Consider the following 18378-nt stretch of genomic DNA (forward strand, 5'->3'; position numbering starts at 1 on the left):
AGAGATGAAATTAAACTCATATTATGTTAGAGTCGGTGAAGACCACTTTGAAGGAGGAATCGTTATGTCAAATATTTATGATATAGCTAATGAACTTGGAAGATCAATTAAGGAAAGTGACGAGTTTAAGTTACTAAAACAGTTACATGAGGAAATTGAAAAAGATCCGGCTGCGAACCAAATGCTTGAAAACTTCCGTAGAATGCAAATGGAATTACAACAAAAGCAAATGCAAGGAATGCAAATTACAGAAGAAGAAGCACAAAAAGCGCAACAACTATTTGAGTTAGTTCAGCAGCAACCAATCATTTCTAAAATGATGGAAGCAGAACAGCGTTTAAGTGTTATTATTACAGACATTAACCGTATTATCACTGAACCATTAGAAGAATTATACGGCAACCCTGAACAACAATAAGCTTTACAGGGTATGAGTTCAAAAAAGAGGATTAGAAAACAAGACTTAGCGCCTAATACTGCCAAAGTAAATGTCTTTTCTTATACTTTAATTGAACTAAAATTAAAAATGTTCTATTCAAGCCCCCGTTTTCATAGTCTTTACTATAACGTACGTCACGTTCGTAGTAGAAACAATGAGAAGGGGGATTTTTGTGGCTTATCGTCTATTAGCTCTAAATATTGATGGCGTTCTATTACGCTCAAACGCTCGCCTTAGTAGACAAACTAAAGATGCAATTGAATATGTAAAAAATAAAGGTGTATATATTACACTAGCGACCGACCGACCGTTTCCAGCTGCTAAGAGGGTTGCTAAAGCTTTAAAGCTAGATACGTGTTTAATTACACACGACGGTGCATACTTAGCTTCAGAATTAGATGAGCCTATATTTGAAAGACGTATTCATGAGGATAAAGTTTTTCAGATCGGTGAAATTCTAGAAAATTATACTTGTCATATTCGACTTCTCCATGAAAAATATGGGATCGGAAATAAGCTCAAAAGCAAAAGTCAACTCTTGGCCAAGATGACGATAGGAATTGGTGACCCATTATTTTATCCGGTAACATTTGTTGACTCTATCTGTGATTATATATTAGATAATCCGGTTGCCCCTCCCAAAATCCAAGTCCAGTTTTTAGATAAAGAGCAGCAGTTAGAAGCAATGGAAGAAATTGAAAAACAAGTTTCTAACATAAACATCATTGAAGGAAAACAAGGACGGATCAGCATTGTGCCTGAAGGTGTTTCTAAAGTTAGAGGCTTACAACGTTTAGGGCGCGAGCTTGATATTGGTCTAGATGAAATGGTAGCGATTGGCTCTTCTGAAGAAGATTTGGATTTAATTACTCAAGTAGGCTTAGGAGTGGCAATGGGGAACTCACCTAAAGCGGTCCAACAACAAGCCGATTGGGTGACGCGCTCTAACGACATGCATGGAGTAGCGTACATGGTACGCGAAGTTTTTCGTAAACAATTGAAAATTGAAAAATAATACACAAATAAGGAGACTGCAATTCAGTCTCCTTATTTGTGTAATCAGACGCACCGTTATTCTGTTGTCTAGCTCCAGGTACCATCGGCTCGTTTCTATCGATGGAATAAGAGAATTTTTCCTGCTCTTGTTAGGCGGTGAGCGTACTGACTGTAGTTTGTTTCTGCTAGTTTTTGCTCACCCATTTTTTTTGCTTCTTCATCATTTGCAGCTTGAATCGTTTCGTTTAACAACTGTTCACCAGATTGGTCAAATACAGTTAAATAGTAATCTGCCATTGCGTATCCACCTCTAATATTTGTTAGACTTGTAATAATATTTTAAATTCAATCGCTTACATATTCAAGTGTAACATATTTTGAAATAATATAGCTTTTTAGTGGTTGTTCAAAAGTATTTTAATATTTTGTGAAACATAATCCTAGTTCAACCGTATATAAAAGATAACAAGAGTTTTGGAGGTTTAAAATGAGTTTATTAATAGAGGATCTAACAAAAAAGTTTGGTAAAACAACCGCAGTCAATCATTTAAATTTGAAGATTGAGAAAGGTCAAATGTTTGGGATGTTAGGTGCAAATGGTGCAGGAAAGACGACAACCTTTCGAATGATTTTAAATCTACTAGAACCAACAGAAGGAAAGATTTCATGGAATAATGAGAAAATTAATTACAAGTCAAGTCAAATCATAGGATACTTACCAGAAGAAAGAGGATTGTATCCAAAACTGAAAGTATCCGAGCAATTAATTTATTTAGGAAGACTAAGAGGTATGGGAAAAGCTACTATTTTAAAAGAGATGAATCAGTGGCTTGAACGGTTTAAAGTTCCTGAATACAAGGATAAAAAAGTAGAAGAGTTGTCGAAAGGTAATCAGCAAAAAATTCAATTTATTGCCTCGGTTATTCATCGGCCGGAGTTACTCATCTTAGATGAACCTTTTAGTGGTCTTGACCCTGTAAATGTTGAGCTATTAAAAGAGGCAGTAATTGACCTTAATAAATCAGGAACGACGATCGTATTTTCCAGTCATAGAATGGAGCATGTAGAAGAACTGTGTGAACACTTAGTAATATTACATAATGGTTCGCCTGTTGTAAAAGGAAATATTCGAGATGTTAAACGGTCTTTTGGAAAAATGAATGTCGTCATCCGGGCCGATTTCTCACTCGAATTTCTTGATCAGTTAGAAGGTGTCCAAAAGGTTAAACATACGAAAGAAGGGGCTTTAGTTCAAATAGATGCTGAAGAAACAGCACATAAGTTATTTCAATTATTAGCAACAAAAGGGTTCGTTCGAAAGTTTGAGATAGAAGACCCATCGTTACATGACATTTTCATAGAAAAGGTGGGTGCTCAGTATGAATAAATTTTTTATTGTTTTAGCACATACATATCTTTCAAAGTTAAAATCAAAATCTTTTCTCATATCGACAGCAATAACCCTGTTATTTATTTTTGGCTTCATGAATTTTGATCGAATAATTACTATGTTTGATCAAGATCAAAAAGAGAGTAGTGTTGTATTAGTATTGGATGAAACGGGTCAACTTTTTGAACCTCTTAAACATACAGTTAGTCAAATTAACCCTACTGTAGAATTAAAGGATTTTGGGGGCTCGTATTCAGAAGCGGAAACGTTAGTTATAGATCAAGAAGTGGAAGGTATGATTGAACTATCACTAGGGGACACCGGGTTGCCTGAAGGAAAATACTATGCGATGACAGTTGTCGAACAAATATTGCCTTGGCAATTAGAGCAGGCACTTCAGCAAGTGAAAGAAGAAATTGTAACTTCGGGCTTAAATTTACAACCAGAAGAAGTAGCTAGCATTTATGCCCCGATTCAATTTGAGCGGGTTGCGATTGCGGAAACAGCAAAAACAGAAATGGAACTTAATCAAGCACGTATTTTTGTTTATATCTTACTCTTTATTATTTATTTTTCTGTCCTTATGTTCGGTAATATGATTGCGACGGAAATAGCGATTGAGAAGTCGTCAAGAGTAATGGAAATCTTAATTTCTAGTTCTTCGCCAGTCCAACAAATGTTTGGCAAAATATTCGGGATTGCTTTGTTAGGATTAACGCAATATGTATTAATTTTCTTAGTAGGAGTTCTTTCCCTTAGACAAAGGTTGTCAACAGACTCTTTTGATCAAGAACTAGGGGAGTTAATTGTTGGTCAAGGACTTCCGCTGCATTTGATTGGCTATGCATTCTTATTTTTCATACTCGGTTATTTCTTGTATGCAACGATATCAGCAATGTTAGGTTCGCTTGTTAGTCGCATAGAGGACGTTAATCAAATGGTATCACCGATGATATTTTTAATTGTAGCTGCCTTTTTAATCGCCATGTTTGGCTTATCGAATCCAGAAGCAAAGATTGTTACCGTGACTTCGTTTATTCCATTTTTTGCACCGATGATCATGTTTTTACGAGTAGGAATGCTGTCACTCCCATTATGGGAAGTGTTACTTGGAGTAGCTATCCTTATAGTAACAATCGTTTTATTTGCATGGGTTGGTGCTCGCGTCTATCGCGGTGGTGTACTAATGTACGGAAAGTCATCTTCCTTAAAAGACTTTAAACGAGCGCTACAGTTGTCCAAAAGGGAAAAATAATCGAATAATTCTCTCATACGGTGTACTCTAGTCGCCGATAAGCAGGCACCTTGCGCTTTTCTATGTCTAGCTCCAGGTGCCATCGGCTCGAGGTCGCTTCGGTCCATCAAGCGTGTCTAAAGAGCAAGACACTTATTGCTGGCCCTCCAGCGCTTGTCGCCGATAAACAGGCACCTTGCGCTTTTCTATACAAATGTTATAATTTAACAAAATAGGACTAGAAAGGGGGCGATGAGTGTGTTTGAGGTGACGTTTGATCTTCCTGTTATATGGCTTTTACTCGGTGTGTCCATGGTCTATATTACCGCTGCGTTATCGAGAAGAGTTGTACATTGGCATTTTCAACGCAAGGACTTTGCTAAAAGGAATGATAGAGAAAATCAAATACTCCATGTTATGCCGACAGTACTCATCGTCCTATCGTTTATATTAATAAAAAGAAAGATACCGAACTCTCATGATCGGAACTCGAAAAACGATGATGATGCAAACTCTTCCTTATTATTGAACTCATAGTATTCAATAATAAGGAGGATGTTCATTGAAAAAGACTACGAATACATTTATACTTTTCATTTTGTTAATAGGTTGTACCCTGTTGCTTGCAAGTTGTGGAGCAACGACTCAACCAATTACAGCAGAATCAACAGGGGTTTGGAATCACTACTTTGTGTATCCTTTATCATGGTTAATTACATTTGTTGCTCAACTCTTTAATGGCAGTTTTGGTTTATCGATTATTGTAGTTACGATCTTTATTCGCTTGATGATTTTACCGCTTACTTTAAAACAAAACCGAAGTAGCCGCGTGATGCAAGCGATTAAACCTGAAATGGAAGCATTAAAAGATCGATATAATATGAAAGATCCAAAAGAACAGCAAAAATTTCAAAAGGAAATGCTTAGTATATATCAGAAACACGGCGTTAACCCTATGGCAGGTTGCTTACCAATACTCATTCAAATGCCTGTTTTAATGGCTTTCTATTTTGCGATTATGAGAACGGAAGAAATTGCAAGGCATTCTTTTCTGTGGTTTAATCTAGGCAGTCCAGATCCACTGTTTATATTACCGATTGTGGCTGCGGTTACTACGTTTATTCAAGGGAAACTAACAATGCGTACGTTGCCCGCAAATATGCAAGTCACAATATATATCATGCCTGCAATGATCTTGATGGCTGCATTAGCGATGCCGTCAGCTCTAGCCTTGTATTGGGTAATTGGAAATCTATTTATGATCGTACAAAGTTATTTCCTGTATGGAAAAACAAAAGATCTTGAATTAAATGTATAAATTAGAATGACAGAGGATGACATTTATTAGTCATCCTCTTTTTATGTAGAAAGTATGAAATTCCAAGTGGTCGCGCTTCTCCATCAAAAGAGAGCAAGACAGTTATCGCTGGCCCTCCAGCGTTTGTCGCCGATAAGCAGGCACCTTGCGCTTTTCGAGTCACCATTCGCCCAATGTTGAATATGATGAAATGGACTAATCTTGAGGAGGGCGTAAACATGTATAATAAACAGTACATGCAATCGCTATGTCAGCAATACATGAATCAGCATGTAATGGTGCAAACGGCGGATCAGCAAACGTATCAAGGTATTATCGAACACGTTGATAATGATCATGTATACTTAGCGGTGCCAATGGATGATATACAGCAATCCGGTCATGGATATATGAGAAGTGATGAACGACAATGGGGTTACCCTTACGCGGGATTTGGATATCCTTATGCTCCGTACCCATTCTATCCAAGACCACGGCCGTTTCAACGACTCGTTTTGCCATTAGCAGCTTTAACTGCCATTTCCTTATTACCTTTTTTTTGGTGGTAAGTTCAAAAAAACAATCGGGAGGCTGGGGCCTCCTTTTTTGTTTGTGCTGTTAGTTCACCCTTGAAGAAAAAACAAGGAGAAAGCATGAACAAAAAGCGAGCAATCGTGAGCAGTAGAGGGAAAAAATAGGAGGAAGCATGAACAAACAGCGCGGTATCGTGAGCAGTAGAGGGGAAAATTAGGAGAAAGCGTGAACGAAAAGCGCGGAATCGTGAGCGTTAGAGGAAAAAGTTAGGAGAAAGCGTGAACGAAACAGCGTGAATCGTGAGCAGTAGAGGGGAAAATTAGGAGAAAACGTGAACGGAAAGCGCGAAATGACGAGCGCTAGAGGAGGACCCTAGGGGAGCCCACGGACCCATCAACCTAAACGCCTGAATGGTATACACTAGAGAAAATATCTATGAGACGACAACCGTCGTGAGCAACAGGAGATGGATGATGACGTTGCTTATGGTTATCACCTTATTACTCTTTTCTAAAGCTGCCAAACTATAGAAGTGGGATAGAACACATGTTCACTTTTTGCTATAATAAAACTATGAAAAACAGAAAGAGTTTCTAAGAGGTGGTGAAACATTGAAACAGTTACGTTTTATACATACTGCTGATTTACATTTAGATAGTCCTTTTAAAGGTTTGGTACATTTACCTGAACCACTGCTTAATCAGATATATCAAAGCTCGTTTGATTCATTTAGAAAAATCATTGACATAGCCATACAACATCAAGTTGATTTTATATTAATCTCAGGGGACTTATATGATCTTGATCAAAGAAGTTTAAAAGCTCAACTTTTTCTTAGGAAAGAATTTGCGAGATTAGCCGAAGAAAACATTCCAGTTTATATTATCCATGGGAATCACGATCATCTTAAAGGGAACTGGGTGTCTGTGAATTGGACCAATAATGTTCATTTCTTTTCAAGTGAATTAGAATGTAAACGATTTGTTAGTTCAAATGGTACATCAGCTCATATCTACGGGTTTAGTTATCAAGAACGAGAAATCTATGAGAGAAAAATTGACCATTATAAAAAAATAGAAGGAGCAGATTTCCATATTGGAATGCTTCATGGACAAGAGCATAGTATAACCGGTCATAACCCATATGCACCATTCCATACGAAGGAATTAGAAGAAAAAGACTTTAACTACTGGGCTTTAGGACACATACATCAAAGGATTCAACTAAAACCAACAATTTTCTACCCGGGAAATATTCAAGGCAGGCATAAAAAAGAAACAGGGAAAAAAGGGTGCTTACTTGTAGAGATTGATGAAACAAATGAAGTTCTTGTGGAATTTCATGAAACAGCTCCATTACTATGGGAAACGTTAGAAATCTCGATTAACAACATCCAAACACATGAACAGTTCTTAGCTTACTGTGAACAAATGATCGATGATCGACGGAATTTAAAGAAAAGCGCCATGTTACATCTCCAATTTACCGGCGAAGGGCCAATGACAGAACTATTAGAAGAAACAGATCAAATAGAGGATTGGATAACACATGTGAATGAGGACCAAGACGATGAAGAAACTTTCGTTTGGATCTCTTCTTATGATAATCAAACAGAAAAGAAATGGGATATTCAACAATTACAACAGCAAGATGATTTCTTAGGTGATATTACGAGAGTTGCAGCTGGATTAATGGAAAGTTCTCATGATGATGTAAAAGAAGTTCTCAAAGAATTATATAATCATCGAAAAGCTAAATCATTTCTAGAGCCATTGAGTGATGAGGACTATGAAAAATTACTAGAAGATGGCCGGGATTTGATATTAAAAGAATTATTAAGGGAGTGGAGTTAATGAGAATTACACACTTACATATTTACGGATATGGAAAATTCTACGATAAGCAAATTAACTTCCATTCTACAGGTTTACAAGTTATATATGGAGAGAACGAAAAGGGTAAGTCTACAATAAAATCGTTCATTACAGTGATGTTGTTTGGTTTCCCGACAAAATCACAAGCAGGTGCCCATTACGAACCGAAGCACGGGAACAGTTATGGTGGAAAATTAACGATAGAAATAAGTGATATAGGTAAAGTTACGATTGAGAGACAAAAGGGAAAAAATAATGGAAAAGCTATAGTCTATTTTGAAGATGGAACGGTTGGCGGTGAGGAAACATTAAATAATTTGCTAGGTGGAATAGATAAACGGGTATTCTTAGGGATATTTTCATTTAGTGCTAGTGATCTGCAAAAAATGGAGCAGTTAAAAACGGAAGAATTAAATCAATATTTGCAGGGGGCAAGTATTTGGGGAAAAGGCTCATTAAGTGAACTTGAAAAAAAGATCGAAAAAGGACAACAAGAATTATTTAAGCCTAATGGAAAAAGGCCAGTCCTAAATGAAAAGTTACAACAGTTAGAGGAAATGAAGAAAAATTTAAAACAAGTTGAGAGCCAACTCAATCATTATAATGACTTACTAGTAGAACGAAAGGAACTTCATTCTCAATATAAGCAGGTCAATGAAACGATTAATGTACTAAAGGACAGAATAAAAATTCAAGAAAAACTAAAGCTTATTGAGCCATTGTATGTTCAGGAAAAAGGTATTATTTCACAACTAGAGCAGCTTCCGTTTATTGAAAATTTTCCGATGCATGGCATAGATGCAGTGAAAGACAGCCTAGCAAAAGAACAGACACTGAAAGAGCAGTTAATCGACTTAGAACTTAAGTTAAGCGAACATAAACAACAAATAAAGGAAGGGACAGTAAAAGATGACTTTGAACTAATTAAAGAACAAGCACTACTGCTAAAAGAGCAGTCCTACGAATATGAAAGATTGAAAGAAGAGTTATCTAGTGTAGAGCTAGAGCTGCGAAAAACCAATCAATTAATTGCAGCTCATACAGAAAGATTGGGTCGCAATTGGAGTAATGAAACTATTTTACGTGCAGAAACTAGTTTAACGGGAAAAGAAGAGTTAAAAATACTAGTGCAACGAGAGAGAAAAACTCGTTATGAACAAGAACATTTAGATGGTGAACTGAAGACGAAATCCTTGCAACTTGAACAAATAAAGGAAAAACTTACAGACATACGTAAGCAGTGTCTGTCCAATGAAGATAAAGAAGAAATGGAACAAGAGTTGATAAAACGTAAAGAGGAAAAATCGCAAAGACTTGAATTAGAACAACAGATTCATTGGCAGAAGTTTCAGCCCAAAACCTCGGATCATCAAAAGAAAAACGGGTACTATCTTCTCCTTATATCTCTCCTGTTAGTTGGGGTTGGGGTATGGTTAGCCTATGTACAACAATGGATTCCATCTATGCTTTCATTGATTGCTGCCACCGTTATGCTCTATATGAACAGTACTAACAGGATGAGTACCGATCAAACTAGTGACTCTGAAATTCAAGACCTTGGAAAAAAACTCGAACGGTTAAGAACCATTCCTGAGCTAGAAAGAGAGATTGAACATATAGATCGGATCCTTAACGATAATACAGTCAAAGAAAATCAATTAGAGATAAGGCAACAACAGTTATCACAAGAGGAAAAAGGGTACAATCTAGTATTAGCAGCGATTGAAACTTGCGAAAACGAGCTTGAGCTTATTCAAAATCAATTAGTTGAATGGTGTAGAAAATATCAATTTGGTCATTATGGCAATGGCGAACATCATTTAGAATTGTTCGATCTTATTGTTGACACAAAACAACTAATCAACGATCACAACTACTTCGAAAAAAGAAAAACAGAAATTGGTGAGCGACTTGAGGAAATTGAAAAACTAGGAAAGAAAATAGCCGGTGAATTATTCATTAAAGAAAACGACAGTTTTGCTGTACTTGTACATAAAGTTCAGGAAGTGATAGAACGAGAAGAAAAAACAAGAATGCAAATCTTAGAAACAAACAAAATTATGAAGAGACTCGAATTAGAAATTGATACGCTGAAAAAGAAAATTCAGTATTTACAAGAGGAGCGTTCAACGTGGTTAGAGAAGGGTTCAGCTAATGAAGAAGAAGAATTCTTTTGTTTAGCAAACATTGCAAGTGAAAGACAAAAGCTTGAAAAAGAATTAGTATTTCTTCGTTCTCAACAAGCCCAAATTGGAACTGAAAGTCTAACTAAAGAAGAAGCAGGTGCTCAATTAGAGCAGGGTCTTGTTACTATTGAAGAAACTCTAGCCATGTTAAATGAGCAGTTAACAGAAACAATAGAACTCCAAGCTGCACAACAAAAGCAACTTGGGAGAATAGATCATGAAATTGAACAATTGGAGAAGGGAACGAATCATTCTCAACTCTGTCAAACGTATGAATTGCAAAAATCAGAATTTCAGGAAGCGGCCAAAGAGTGGGCTACCTTGCGAATCGGCCAATTGATACTGAGGCAAGCTAAGTCCATTTATGAATTGGAAAGACAGCCTGTAGTTGTTCAAAAAGCAAAAGATATCTTCTCACAGATGACAAATGGTGAATATATTCACTTATTTGCACCTATTTCAGAGAATACTTTCGTCGTTGAGCGACACGATGGGGTTCGATTTTATCCGGATGAATTGAGTCAGGGAACAGGTGAACAATTATATTTATCTCTTCGACTCGCTTTAGCACTGGCGTATCAGGCACATTCTCCTATGCCGATTATTTTAGATGATATTATGGTCAATTTTGATGATATAAGAAAGGTTAATGCCAAGACAGTCTTAGAGGAAGTAGCTAAAAAGCATCAAGTTCTTTTCTTTTCATGTCACGAACAAATTAAAAATCTTTTTCAACAAGAGTCAACGATGGTACTGTCATAATCATGTTTCTTTATAAAAAGAAATAGATTTGATAAAATATAAATCATATGTGATGACACATTTGTTTGAAAAGAAGAAAAAATCCTGCTGGAGAAGTGGGATTTTTTTAAAATTATAAGTTGTAGAAATTTATGTTGTTGATATTCGTTGATTTTGAGGTACTGCTGTTTTTAAAGTCAACTTCTTGTTAATCCTAGGAGGGATAAGGTATGAGTCAATTTATTGTACATTTAGTAGAAGATGAAGAAAATCTTTCTCAAGTTTTAAAGGCTTATTTAGAAAAAGAAGGTTGGTATGTAAAGACATTTGATAATGGTGATGCAGCTGTCCAGGCGATAGAAGAGAAACCACATTTATGGATATTAGATATTATGTTGCCTGGAACAGATGGTTATCAAGTATTGAAGGCAATTAAGGAACACGGCGATACACCAGTAATATTTATATCAGCACGTGATCAAGATTTGGATCGAGTTTTAGGGTTAGAAATGGGCAGTGATGATTATTTGGCAAAGCCGTTTTTACCTCAAGAACTAATTATTCGAGCAAAGAAATTGCTTTCACGTGTGTATGGAACTGGACAAAACGAACAGCGAAAGATTGAACTAAATGATTATCTGATTGACCCGATTGGCAGAACGGTGGTTGATAAGCACGGGCCTGCAGATCCGGTTGATTTAACGACGAAAGAAATGGACTTAATCTTATTGTTAACAGGAAAAGTCGGTAAGGCTTTTTCGAGGGAAGAAATAATTGAACATGTATGGGGAGAAAACTATTACGGATCGGAACGGGCCGTTGATGATGTGGTAAGACGAGTTCGTAAAAAGATGCCTCGCGTACACTTAGAAACTCTTTATGGATATGGATATCGAGTCTTATCATCATGATTAGAGTCAATTTAACACAAAGGATTTGGCTTTCGTTTATTTCGTTAATTGTACTCGTTGGCCTCTCCATAATTATTATTTATCCAATTTCCCTAAAAGGAACATTGACTGAAGAAACGTATCGAATTATTGAACAAGAGCAGGCAAGATTTGCTAATCCATACAGTGAATTTTTTACGCCACCCCAATCGGAGGTCGATTTCATTGAACGGCGTGAAGCTGAACGGTCTGTAGGGCATTTGTTTGTCATCAACCAATATGGTACAAGGCGTGGAGACTCCGTGCCAAACGAAGTTCTTCAAGAAATGGGTGAAAATGCTTTTGCTCAAGAAACAACTAGAGGGCGTTATGAATTAACATACAACGGAGCTACCTTATTTTATGTTATTACGAAAATTAAGACCACAAATGAGGAAGCTTATCAAATTTCTTATATGTGGGATACGTATCGCGACCGTATGGTTAATAGACTTTGGGAACGATTACTTTATATTTTATTGCTTACGAGTGCATTAAGTTTATTACCAGCTATTTATTTAAACCACTACTTAAGACAGCCTCTTACGGTATTAGGAAATCACTTTGAACAAATTGCTAAAAGAAATTGGCAAGAACCTTTTATTTGGTCGGGCGATGATGACTTCCAAAAGCTATCTTACCAATTTGAACGAATGCGCCAAAATCTGATGCGTTACGATCGAGCGCAAAAGACATTTATTCAGCATGCTTCCCATGAATTAAAAACACCAATTATGGTGATTAAAAGTTATGCTCAAAGTGTTAAAGACGGCATACTGCCAAAGGAAAATATAGAAAGCACAATGAATGTCATCCTTGAAGAAGCGGATCGAATGGAACGACGAGTAAAGGATATGTTGTACTTTACTAAATTAGATTCTTTAAAAGATGAGGATCCTGTACGAGAGGAAATTACATTTGGGGCGATCGCTTTCCACTTAGAAGAACGTTTTCGAATTCAGCGTGAAGATGTGACGTTCATTATTACTGGAGCCGATATTAAGTTCAGAGGAGATAAAGAACAAATACAAGTATTATTAGAAAACTTTATCGAAAATGCCCTTCGTTATGCCAATCAAAAAATCTATATTAAAGCTGAAAAAGGTGAACACACAGTTAGACTTACGGTTGAAAATGACGGTGATCAAATACCGGTAAGTGACATTCATAATATTTTTACCCCTTTTCATAAAGGAAATAAGGGTCAGTTTGGATTAGGATTAGCTATTGTAAAACGGATTGCAGAATTACATGGGGGTTATCCAGGTGTTGAAAACAAAGAAGAAGGTGTGAACTTCTTTGTTGTATTACCGCATGACTATGATTTTAACAAGAAAAAAATTAAAGTGAAAAAAGAGGAATAAAGAAAGAAGGTCAATCACTGATGGAGCAGCAATTCGAAGAAGAAAGAATGAGTAAGAAACCATTAATTATGCTCATGTTAAATATGTTTGTCATCATGATGGGAATTGGATTAGTGATTCCCATTCTCCCATACTATATAGAACAATTTGGTGCTTCAAGTATTGAGCTCGGTATTCTTATCGCCATTTTTTCTTTTATGCAATTTTTGTTGGCGCCATTTTGGGGAAGGTTATCGGACCGTGTAGGAAGAAAGCCGTTAATTGCCCTGGGAATGTTTGGTTTTGCCATAGCTGAATTTATTTTTGCATTTGCCACGCAACTATGGATGCTTTTTCTTTCAAGAATGCTGGCAGGGGCGTTTGGATCTGCGATCATGCCGTCAGCGATGGCCTTTGTATCTGATCGAACATCAGAACGAAAAAGAGGTCAAGGAATGGGGATGTTAGGAGCTGCTATGGCTCTAGGTTTTGTAGTTGGTCCTGGAATTGGAGGGTGGTTGGCAGAAATCAATTTAGCTGCACCATTTGTGTTTGCAGGTATTGCTGCTAGTCTTGCCGGGTTGTTTTCTTTATTTTTATTACCTGAGTCACTTCCAAAAGAACAAAGAGAAGCAAATGCAGTGAAACAAAGCGAAGTAAAACAAAGTCAAATTGCACAAATGGGAAAAGCAATCAAGAGCCCGATTGGATTTTGGCTGATCCTTGTTTTTGTGATGAGCTTTGCTCTCGCTAACTTCCAAGCGATCTTTGGAATTTATGCTCTCTATCAGTTTAACTATTCTCCTAGTCAGGTCGGTACGATCATGGTATTTGTCGGTGTCGTTGGCGCTGTTGCCCAAGGAGTTCTCGTCGGTCGTTTAACAACAAAGTTTGGTGATGATAAAGTCGTGTTAGGTGCCTTATTTATAGGTGGAATCGGATTTATATTCATGTCTCTCGCGTTTAATTTTACAACCGTTCTATTAACGACTTGTTTCTTTTTCTTAGGCAACTCCATATTGCGCCCTGCATTAAATACCACGCTATCAAGACTAGCAGACGGACATCAAGGGATGGTCATGGGCCTAAATAATTCGTTTATGAGTCTAGGAAATGTCGTCGGAGCTCTCATAGCAGGTGTATTATTTGAAGTAAATATCTATCTGCCATATAGTTTAGGGGCTGTGACATTGCTCATGGCATTTTTCGTTACAATCTTTTGGTTAGCTCAAAAAAAACGACGGCAAGCCGTTATCTAATTACATTCTCTTTACTTAATGTAAAAGAACGATATGATATACTAAGGGTAAGAAAACTGTTGAAAGTGGTGTAATTATGAGTAAAGGAATTGTCCACTACCGAACTGGGGATTCTTTAGATAGTTACTTTTTAATAAAAACTGCAATGAAAGGAACAGCCAGCAATGGCAAGCCTTTTTTGACACTTATATTAAGTGACAACACCGGGGAGATTGAGGCCAAACTATGGTCTTGTTCCCCTGAAGATGAAGCGACGTTTAAAAGTAAAGAAATCGTTCATATTATTGGTGAGCTTTCTGAATTTCGCGGAAAGAACCAATTGAAGATTAATAGTATTCGTCCTACTACAGCAATGGACAATGTTAAAATTGCTGATTTTATTCGATCAGCTCCCATTTCCCCTGAAGAAATGCTAGAGAAGGTAACTCAATATATTTTTGATATGAGAAATGCTAATATCCAAAGAATTACCAGACATTTATTAAAGAAGCATCAAGATGCTTTTATTGAGTCGCCGGCAGCTACGAAAAATCACCATGAATTTGTGTCAGGCTTGGCCTATCATGTCGTATCGATGTTAGACTTAGCTAAATCCATTTCGGTGCTGTACCCTAGTCTAGATACAGATTTACTCTATGCTGGAATTATCTTGCACGATTTAGGTAAAGTAAAAGAATTGTCTGGACCGATTGATACACAGTATACGATTGAAGGTAAACTTCTTGGTCATATAACGATTATGGTTAATGAAATAGGAGAGGCGTCAAAAGAGCTTGGAATTGACGGTGAAGAAGTGCTCATACTTCAACACCTTGTCCTTAGTCATCATGGTAAAGGAGAGTGGGGAAGTCCGAAGCCGCCTCTTATTCGTGAGGCAGAAATTCTTCACATGATTGATAACGTCGATGCGAAGATGAATATGATGGATCGAGCCTTAGAACGGGTTCAGCCAGGAGAGTTTTCTGATCGAGTACATGCTCTAGAAAATCGTTCATTGTATAAGCCTAGTTTTCATGAAAAACCGTTAGATATTTAAAGACTAATAATCTATTTAAGTGTGTGTTCAAAAAGGATAATAAGATCACTTTTTGAACAACCTATTAAAAAAACTTCCTTTCATTGTTAATTTAGACATACAAAAAAAAGACAAGCATAGATTAATAGAAAGACAGTGAAAGGAAGGGAGATTTGAATGAAAAATAAGCAAATGCAAATGATAGTCCTCGTATGTATCGGTCTTTTATTATTTCTTGTTTCAGGACTGGATTTTTCATCAATTGTTTTATTGAATGTTGAGCCATGGTGGATGTATTTTGTTATCTTAGGGATTATAATTAGTGCTTATTATTTTATAAAACATTCGCTAGAAGATAAGAAAGTGGATGATGAATTTATTGAAAAAGAAGGACAAGTTTTTATGGAACGGATCCAAGAAGACCGTGAAAAGCGAAAGCGCTACAGTGAAGAGCCATAAGTGATTTCCACTTATGGCTCTTTTTTAAATGCCGTGCTAAACCTGCGCTGGTTAGCAGTAAGCTGCACCGACAATAATTAATAAGATAAATAAAACTACGATTAAAGTAAATCCGCCAAATGCTGGAGTTGCTTTTGTCATTTCAATCATCCTTTCAGTGACCTGATTAGTTATCTAACTATACAATACCCTATGCAAAATGATTGAAGTGGGTTCTAGGCGGATTTAAAAACAAAGAAAACAGGTGAAGCAAAAATGCTACACCTGCGCGGTTATTATTCTTTAGAAAAGTTCTTTAAATTGTGGGTCATTTACCTTAATGTTAGCTTCATTGTATAGTTCTTCCATAACTTCATCGTACGTTTTTACAATGACACGCTTATCGGTAACTTTAATGATGTGGTAACCATATTCAGTTTCTACAAGCTCACTCACTTCACCAATTTCTAAGTTAAACGCAGCTGCCTCAAATTCAGGAACCATTCTCCCTTTTCCAAAAAAGCCAAGTTCGCCACCTCTTTGAGCTGAACCAGGATCAATGGAATGTTCAGTAGCTAGTTCTTGAAAGTCTTCACCTGCATTGATTTTAGCAAGTATTTCTTCAGCCGTTTCTTTTTCTTCCACTAGGATATGACTTGCTTCAACTTCAATTTGATCTTCATCAATAATTTCAAGGTCAGCTCCATCAATGTCCTGAGTCATTAAACCTTGGATAGCCAGTCTTGAAATAATAAATTCATTTTTAAATTCTTCCATTGTTTCTACAGGAAGACCAAATTGCATTTGAAGAATTTGCAGTAGTTCTTCATCAGTTTCTACACCAAATTCTGCTTTAAATGTATTAACTTCTTCTTCAACCTTTGCTTGGTCAATATCAGCATTAGCAATTACTTGATCTAAAATTTGCTTTTCGACCATTTCTTTTAATAATTCATCACCATGTCTATCTTTTAATTCCTGAAGAAAAGCTTCTTCGGTAACTGAAATGTTAGTTCCTTCAACAATAGTTCCACCTGTTGCACTGCCGCCATCATTTGCACAAGCCCCTAATAATAGCGCACCAGATAAACTAAGTGCGAGAATACTTTTTTTCATCATGCTTGTCCACTCCTCAACCAATATGTTTTTGCCTTTTTCCTTGCGCACTCTCTACTATAACATAATCCTTGATGAAAGAAAAAAGATGTTTTTTTAATCAATTGGCGGAATTGGTGCATTCGCCCAGTACGTTGAAATGGTTCGTGCATAGGATATGGTAACGAAGCAATGAGGAGGTGTTATAGATGTCTCACGCATATTACGGTGGCTTCGCGTTAATTGTTGTGTTGTTCATCTTACTAATCATCGTTGGTGCATCTTGGTACTAAGAGATACGGTCTAGATAAACCTCAATCATTTACTTCTGAGTAATTGGATCAAAGGCGATTCTTTTGATGAATGGTCTATAAAAATCCGAATCAATTTAAAGGAGGATGTATTATGTCACACGGATATCACGGTGGATTTGCGTTACTAGTAGTTTTATTCATCTTGTTAGTAATCATCGGAGCTAGCTGGGGTTACGGTTACTAATTAACTCATTAATGTAACAAAAAAGGATGAGACTACGTCTCATCCTTTTTTTCGTTAAGAAATATTAAATTGTAGGAAAAGAAGTACATTTTGACGTAGTAAACAATTTTAGTATTAAGTACAACTACGACTCAGTATTCGCTTAAACACTCGCCAATCCGCGAGTGTTCTTTATTGTTTTGTATTATGTGAATAGTATCTTTACATAAGTTGATGTTAATAAGATAGTAATAAGAACATTTATTGTACGAAAAACAATAGGTTGTCTTTCTTCTGGAATTTCTTTTTGCAAACATAAAGCATTCGTCATAGAATTAAAAATAAATAAAATAAATAAGGCAAATATAGCAAATATAAAAAGCATGAAAGAGCCTCCAATATATTTAATAAAAATAAGATGGACGTGACGCAGCATATTCTTATAAAATTACTTTAACAAAAGATTGGTGAAAAAGATAGTTGTTCGCCTTGAAGTTCTAAATATGATCAACATTAGTAACTAATTATATAGGTGGTGTAATGTGAAAAAGACGATCAATTGGAAAATTAGTTTTTTCATTTTAGCTGGGATCAATATCATCTTTTTACTTACAGTCTTCATTATCATTTTAACACTATTTCCAGCGGTTGATAAGAAAGAGTATTTGACAATTCCTGATGGAACACCTGAAGCAAACTTTACGATCCATACGACAAGAGATGAAATAAATCAACTTATTCAACTAAAACTTCTCGAACAACCTAATCACCTAGTTACATACGATGTTTATTTATCGGAAGAGCAAATTGAATTTAAAACGATGATACCGATATTGTCTAGGGATATTGGAGTACAAGTGGATATGGTACCTGAGGTTGCACCAAATGGGGACTTATTGCTGAACATCTCAACTATTTCAATGGGGGATTTCCAAATACCGCGGCATTTAGTTTTGCAGATGCTTATGGATTACATTTCATTTCCATCCTATGTAAATATTTATCCTAATGACCAATTAGTACATCTTAACATGTCAGAAATTACAGAAGAAGAGAATATCTCATTCTCTTTCAGCAAGTTTGACCTACTTAACAATGAAATTGAATTGTTATTAAAAGTGCAATAGCTAA

Annotated in this window: 21 protein-coding genes; 17 read left to right on the plus strand and 4 right to left on the minus strand. The window is 36.4% G+C overall.

The annotated features are described in order from the left end of the window. The first annotated feature begins 64 nt into the window (after window positions 1-64). Window positions 65-418 carry a YlbF/YmcA family competence regulator gene (locus N7Z68_RS16420; protein WP_275119559.1) on the plus strand — a complete coding sequence of 118 codons (354 nt, stop codon included), beginning with the start codon at window positions 65-67 and terminating at the stop codon, window positions 416-418. A 193-nt stretch (window positions 419-611) separates the two neighbouring features. Then, window positions 612-1454, plus strand: coding sequence for an HAD family hydrolase (locus N7Z68_RS16425; RefSeq protein ID WP_275119560.1), 843 nt, complete (start codon window positions 612-614; stop codon window positions 1452-1454). A 95-nt stretch (window positions 1455-1549) separates the two neighbouring features. On the opposite strand, the gene N7Z68_RS16430 is transcribed toward N7Z68_RS16425, so the two are convergent. After that, a complete protein-coding gene (locus N7Z68_RS16430; RefSeq protein WP_275119561.1) occupies window positions 1550-1732 on the minus strand; it encodes a YhzD family protein in 183 nt (60 codons plus the stop codon). A 190-nt stretch (window positions 1733-1922) separates the two neighbouring features. Here N7Z68_RS16430 and N7Z68_RS16435 point away from each other — a divergent pair, with 190 nt between their 5' ends. The 12 genes from N7Z68_RS16435 (at window position 1923) to N7Z68_RS16490 (ending at window position 15696) form a co-directional block, all read left to right on the plus strand. Beyond that, window positions 1923-2822, plus strand: coding sequence for an ABC transporter ATP-binding protein (locus N7Z68_RS16435; RefSeq protein WP_275119562.1), 900 nt, complete (start codon window positions 1923-1925; stop codon window positions 2820-2822). Then, the gene (locus N7Z68_RS16440) at window positions 2815-4080 is read left to right on the plus strand and encodes an ABC transporter permease (RefSeq protein WP_275119563.1); all 1266 of its coding nucleotides are present in this window, start codon (window positions 2815-2817) and stop codon (window positions 4078-4080) included. Before N7Z68_RS16435 ends, N7Z68_RS16440 begins: the two co-directional genes overlap by 8 nt. Window positions 4081-4317: 237 nt before the next feature. Further along, a complete protein-coding gene (locus N7Z68_RS16445; RefSeq protein WP_275119564.1) occupies window positions 4318-4596 on the plus strand; it encodes a hypothetical protein in 279 nt (92 codons plus the stop codon). Window positions 4597-4621: 25 nt separating this feature from the next. Beyond that, the gene (gene yidC, locus N7Z68_RS16450; protein WP_275119565.1) at window positions 4622-5377 is read left to right on the plus strand and encodes a membrane protein insertase YidC; all 756 of its coding nucleotides are present in this window, start codon (window positions 4622-4624) and stop codon (window positions 5375-5377) included. Window positions 5378-5595: 218 nt separating this feature from the next. Further along, on the plus strand, window positions 5596-5925 hold the full coding sequence (locus N7Z68_RS16455; RefSeq protein ID WP_275119566.1) for a hypothetical protein: 330 nt from the start codon (window positions 5596-5598) through the stop codon (window positions 5923-5925). 576 nt (window positions 5926-6501) lie between these two features. After that, on the plus strand, window positions 6502-7743 hold the full coding sequence (locus N7Z68_RS16460; RefSeq protein ID WP_275119567.1) for a metallophosphoesterase family protein: 1242 nt from the start codon (window positions 6502-6504) through the stop codon (window positions 7741-7743). After that, on the plus strand, window positions 7743-10712 hold the full coding sequence (locus tag N7Z68_RS16465) for an ATP-binding protein (protein ID WP_275119568.1): 2970 nt from the start codon (window positions 7743-7745) through the stop codon (window positions 10710-10712). The genes N7Z68_RS16460 and N7Z68_RS16465 overlap by 1 nt, the downstream gene beginning before the upstream one ends. 209 nt (window positions 10713-10921) lie before the next feature. Continuing rightward, complete coding sequence (locus tag N7Z68_RS16470; RefSeq protein ID WP_275119569.1) at window positions 10922-11602, plus strand: response regulator transcription factor; 681 nt, start codon at window positions 10922-10924, stop codon at window positions 11600-11602. After that, window positions 11599-12984, plus strand: a complete 1386-nt coding sequence (locus tag N7Z68_RS16475) for a sensor histidine kinase (protein ID WP_275119570.1) — start codon at window positions 11599-11601, stop codon at window positions 12982-12984. The genes N7Z68_RS16470 and N7Z68_RS16475 overlap by 4 nt, the downstream gene beginning before the upstream one ends. 20 nt (window positions 12985-13004) lie before the next feature. Next, window positions 13005-14222, plus strand: coding sequence for an MFS transporter (locus tag N7Z68_RS16480; RefSeq protein ID WP_275119571.1), 1218 nt, complete (start codon window positions 13005-13007; stop codon window positions 14220-14222). A 76-nt stretch (window positions 14223-14298) separates the two neighbouring features. Continuing rightward, window positions 14299-15258 (plus strand): 3'-5' exoribonuclease YhaM, encoded by a 960-nt coding sequence (yhaM, locus tag N7Z68_RS16485; protein WP_275119572.1) that lies wholly within the window; start codon window positions 14299-14301, stop codon window positions 15256-15258. A 156-nt stretch (window positions 15259-15414) separates the two neighbouring features. Next, window positions 15415-15696, plus strand: a complete 282-nt coding sequence (locus N7Z68_RS16490) for a sporulation YhaL family protein (protein ID WP_275119573.1) — start codon at window positions 15415-15417, stop codon at window positions 15694-15696. Between the two features lie 51 nt (window positions 15697-15747). Here N7Z68_RS16490 and N7Z68_RS16495 read toward each other — a convergent pair whose 3' ends face one another. Then, window positions 15748-15837 carry a YjcZ family sporulation protein gene (locus tag N7Z68_RS16495; RefSeq protein WP_275119574.1) on the minus strand — a complete coding sequence of 30 codons (90 nt, stop codon included), beginning with the start codon at window positions 15835-15837 and terminating at the stop codon, window positions 15748-15750. A 141-nt stretch (window positions 15838-15978) separates the two neighbouring features. Beyond that, window positions 15979-16794, minus strand: coding sequence for a peptidylprolyl isomerase (locus tag N7Z68_RS16500; protein ID WP_275119575.1), 816 nt, complete (start codon window positions 16792-16794; stop codon window positions 15979-15981). A gap of 185 nt (window positions 16795-16979) precedes the next feature. Here N7Z68_RS16500 and N7Z68_RS16505 point away from each other — a divergent pair, with 185 nt between their 5' ends. Together N7Z68_RS16505 and N7Z68_RS16510 are read left to right on the plus strand one after the other, a co-directional pair. After that, window positions 16980-17063, plus strand: coding sequence for a YjcZ family sporulation protein (locus N7Z68_RS16505; RefSeq protein WP_075387556.1), 84 nt, complete (start codon window positions 16980-16982; stop codon window positions 17061-17063). A gap of 112 nt (window positions 17064-17175) precedes the next feature. Continuing rightward, the gene (locus N7Z68_RS16510; RefSeq protein ID WP_216829380.1) at window positions 17176-17268 is read left to right on the plus strand and encodes a YjcZ family sporulation protein; all 93 of its coding nucleotides are present in this window, start codon (window positions 17176-17178) and stop codon (window positions 17266-17268) included. Between the two features lie 184 nt (window positions 17269-17452). On the opposite strand, the gene N7Z68_RS16515 is transcribed toward N7Z68_RS16510, so the two are convergent. Beyond that, window positions 17453-17632: a hypothetical protein gene (locus N7Z68_RS16515; RefSeq protein ID WP_275119576.1), complete on the minus strand. Its 180-nt coding sequence runs from the start codon at window positions 17630-17632 to the stop codon at window positions 17453-17455. A gap of 157 nt (window positions 17633-17789) precedes the next feature. Here N7Z68_RS16515 and N7Z68_RS16520 point away from each other — a divergent pair, with 157 nt between their 5' ends. Next, on the plus strand, window positions 17790-18374 hold the full coding sequence (locus N7Z68_RS16520) for a YpmS family protein (protein ID WP_275119577.1): 585 nt from the start codon (window positions 17790-17792) through the stop codon (window positions 18372-18374). The last annotated feature ends 4 nt before the right edge of the window (window positions 18375-18378 follow it).

The organism is Alkalihalobacterium chitinilyticum, from assembly GCF_029028005.1.
Taxonomy (GTDB): domain Bacteria; phylum Bacillota; class Bacilli; order Bacillales; family Bacillaceae_F; genus Alkalihalobacterium; species Alkalihalobacterium chitinilyticum.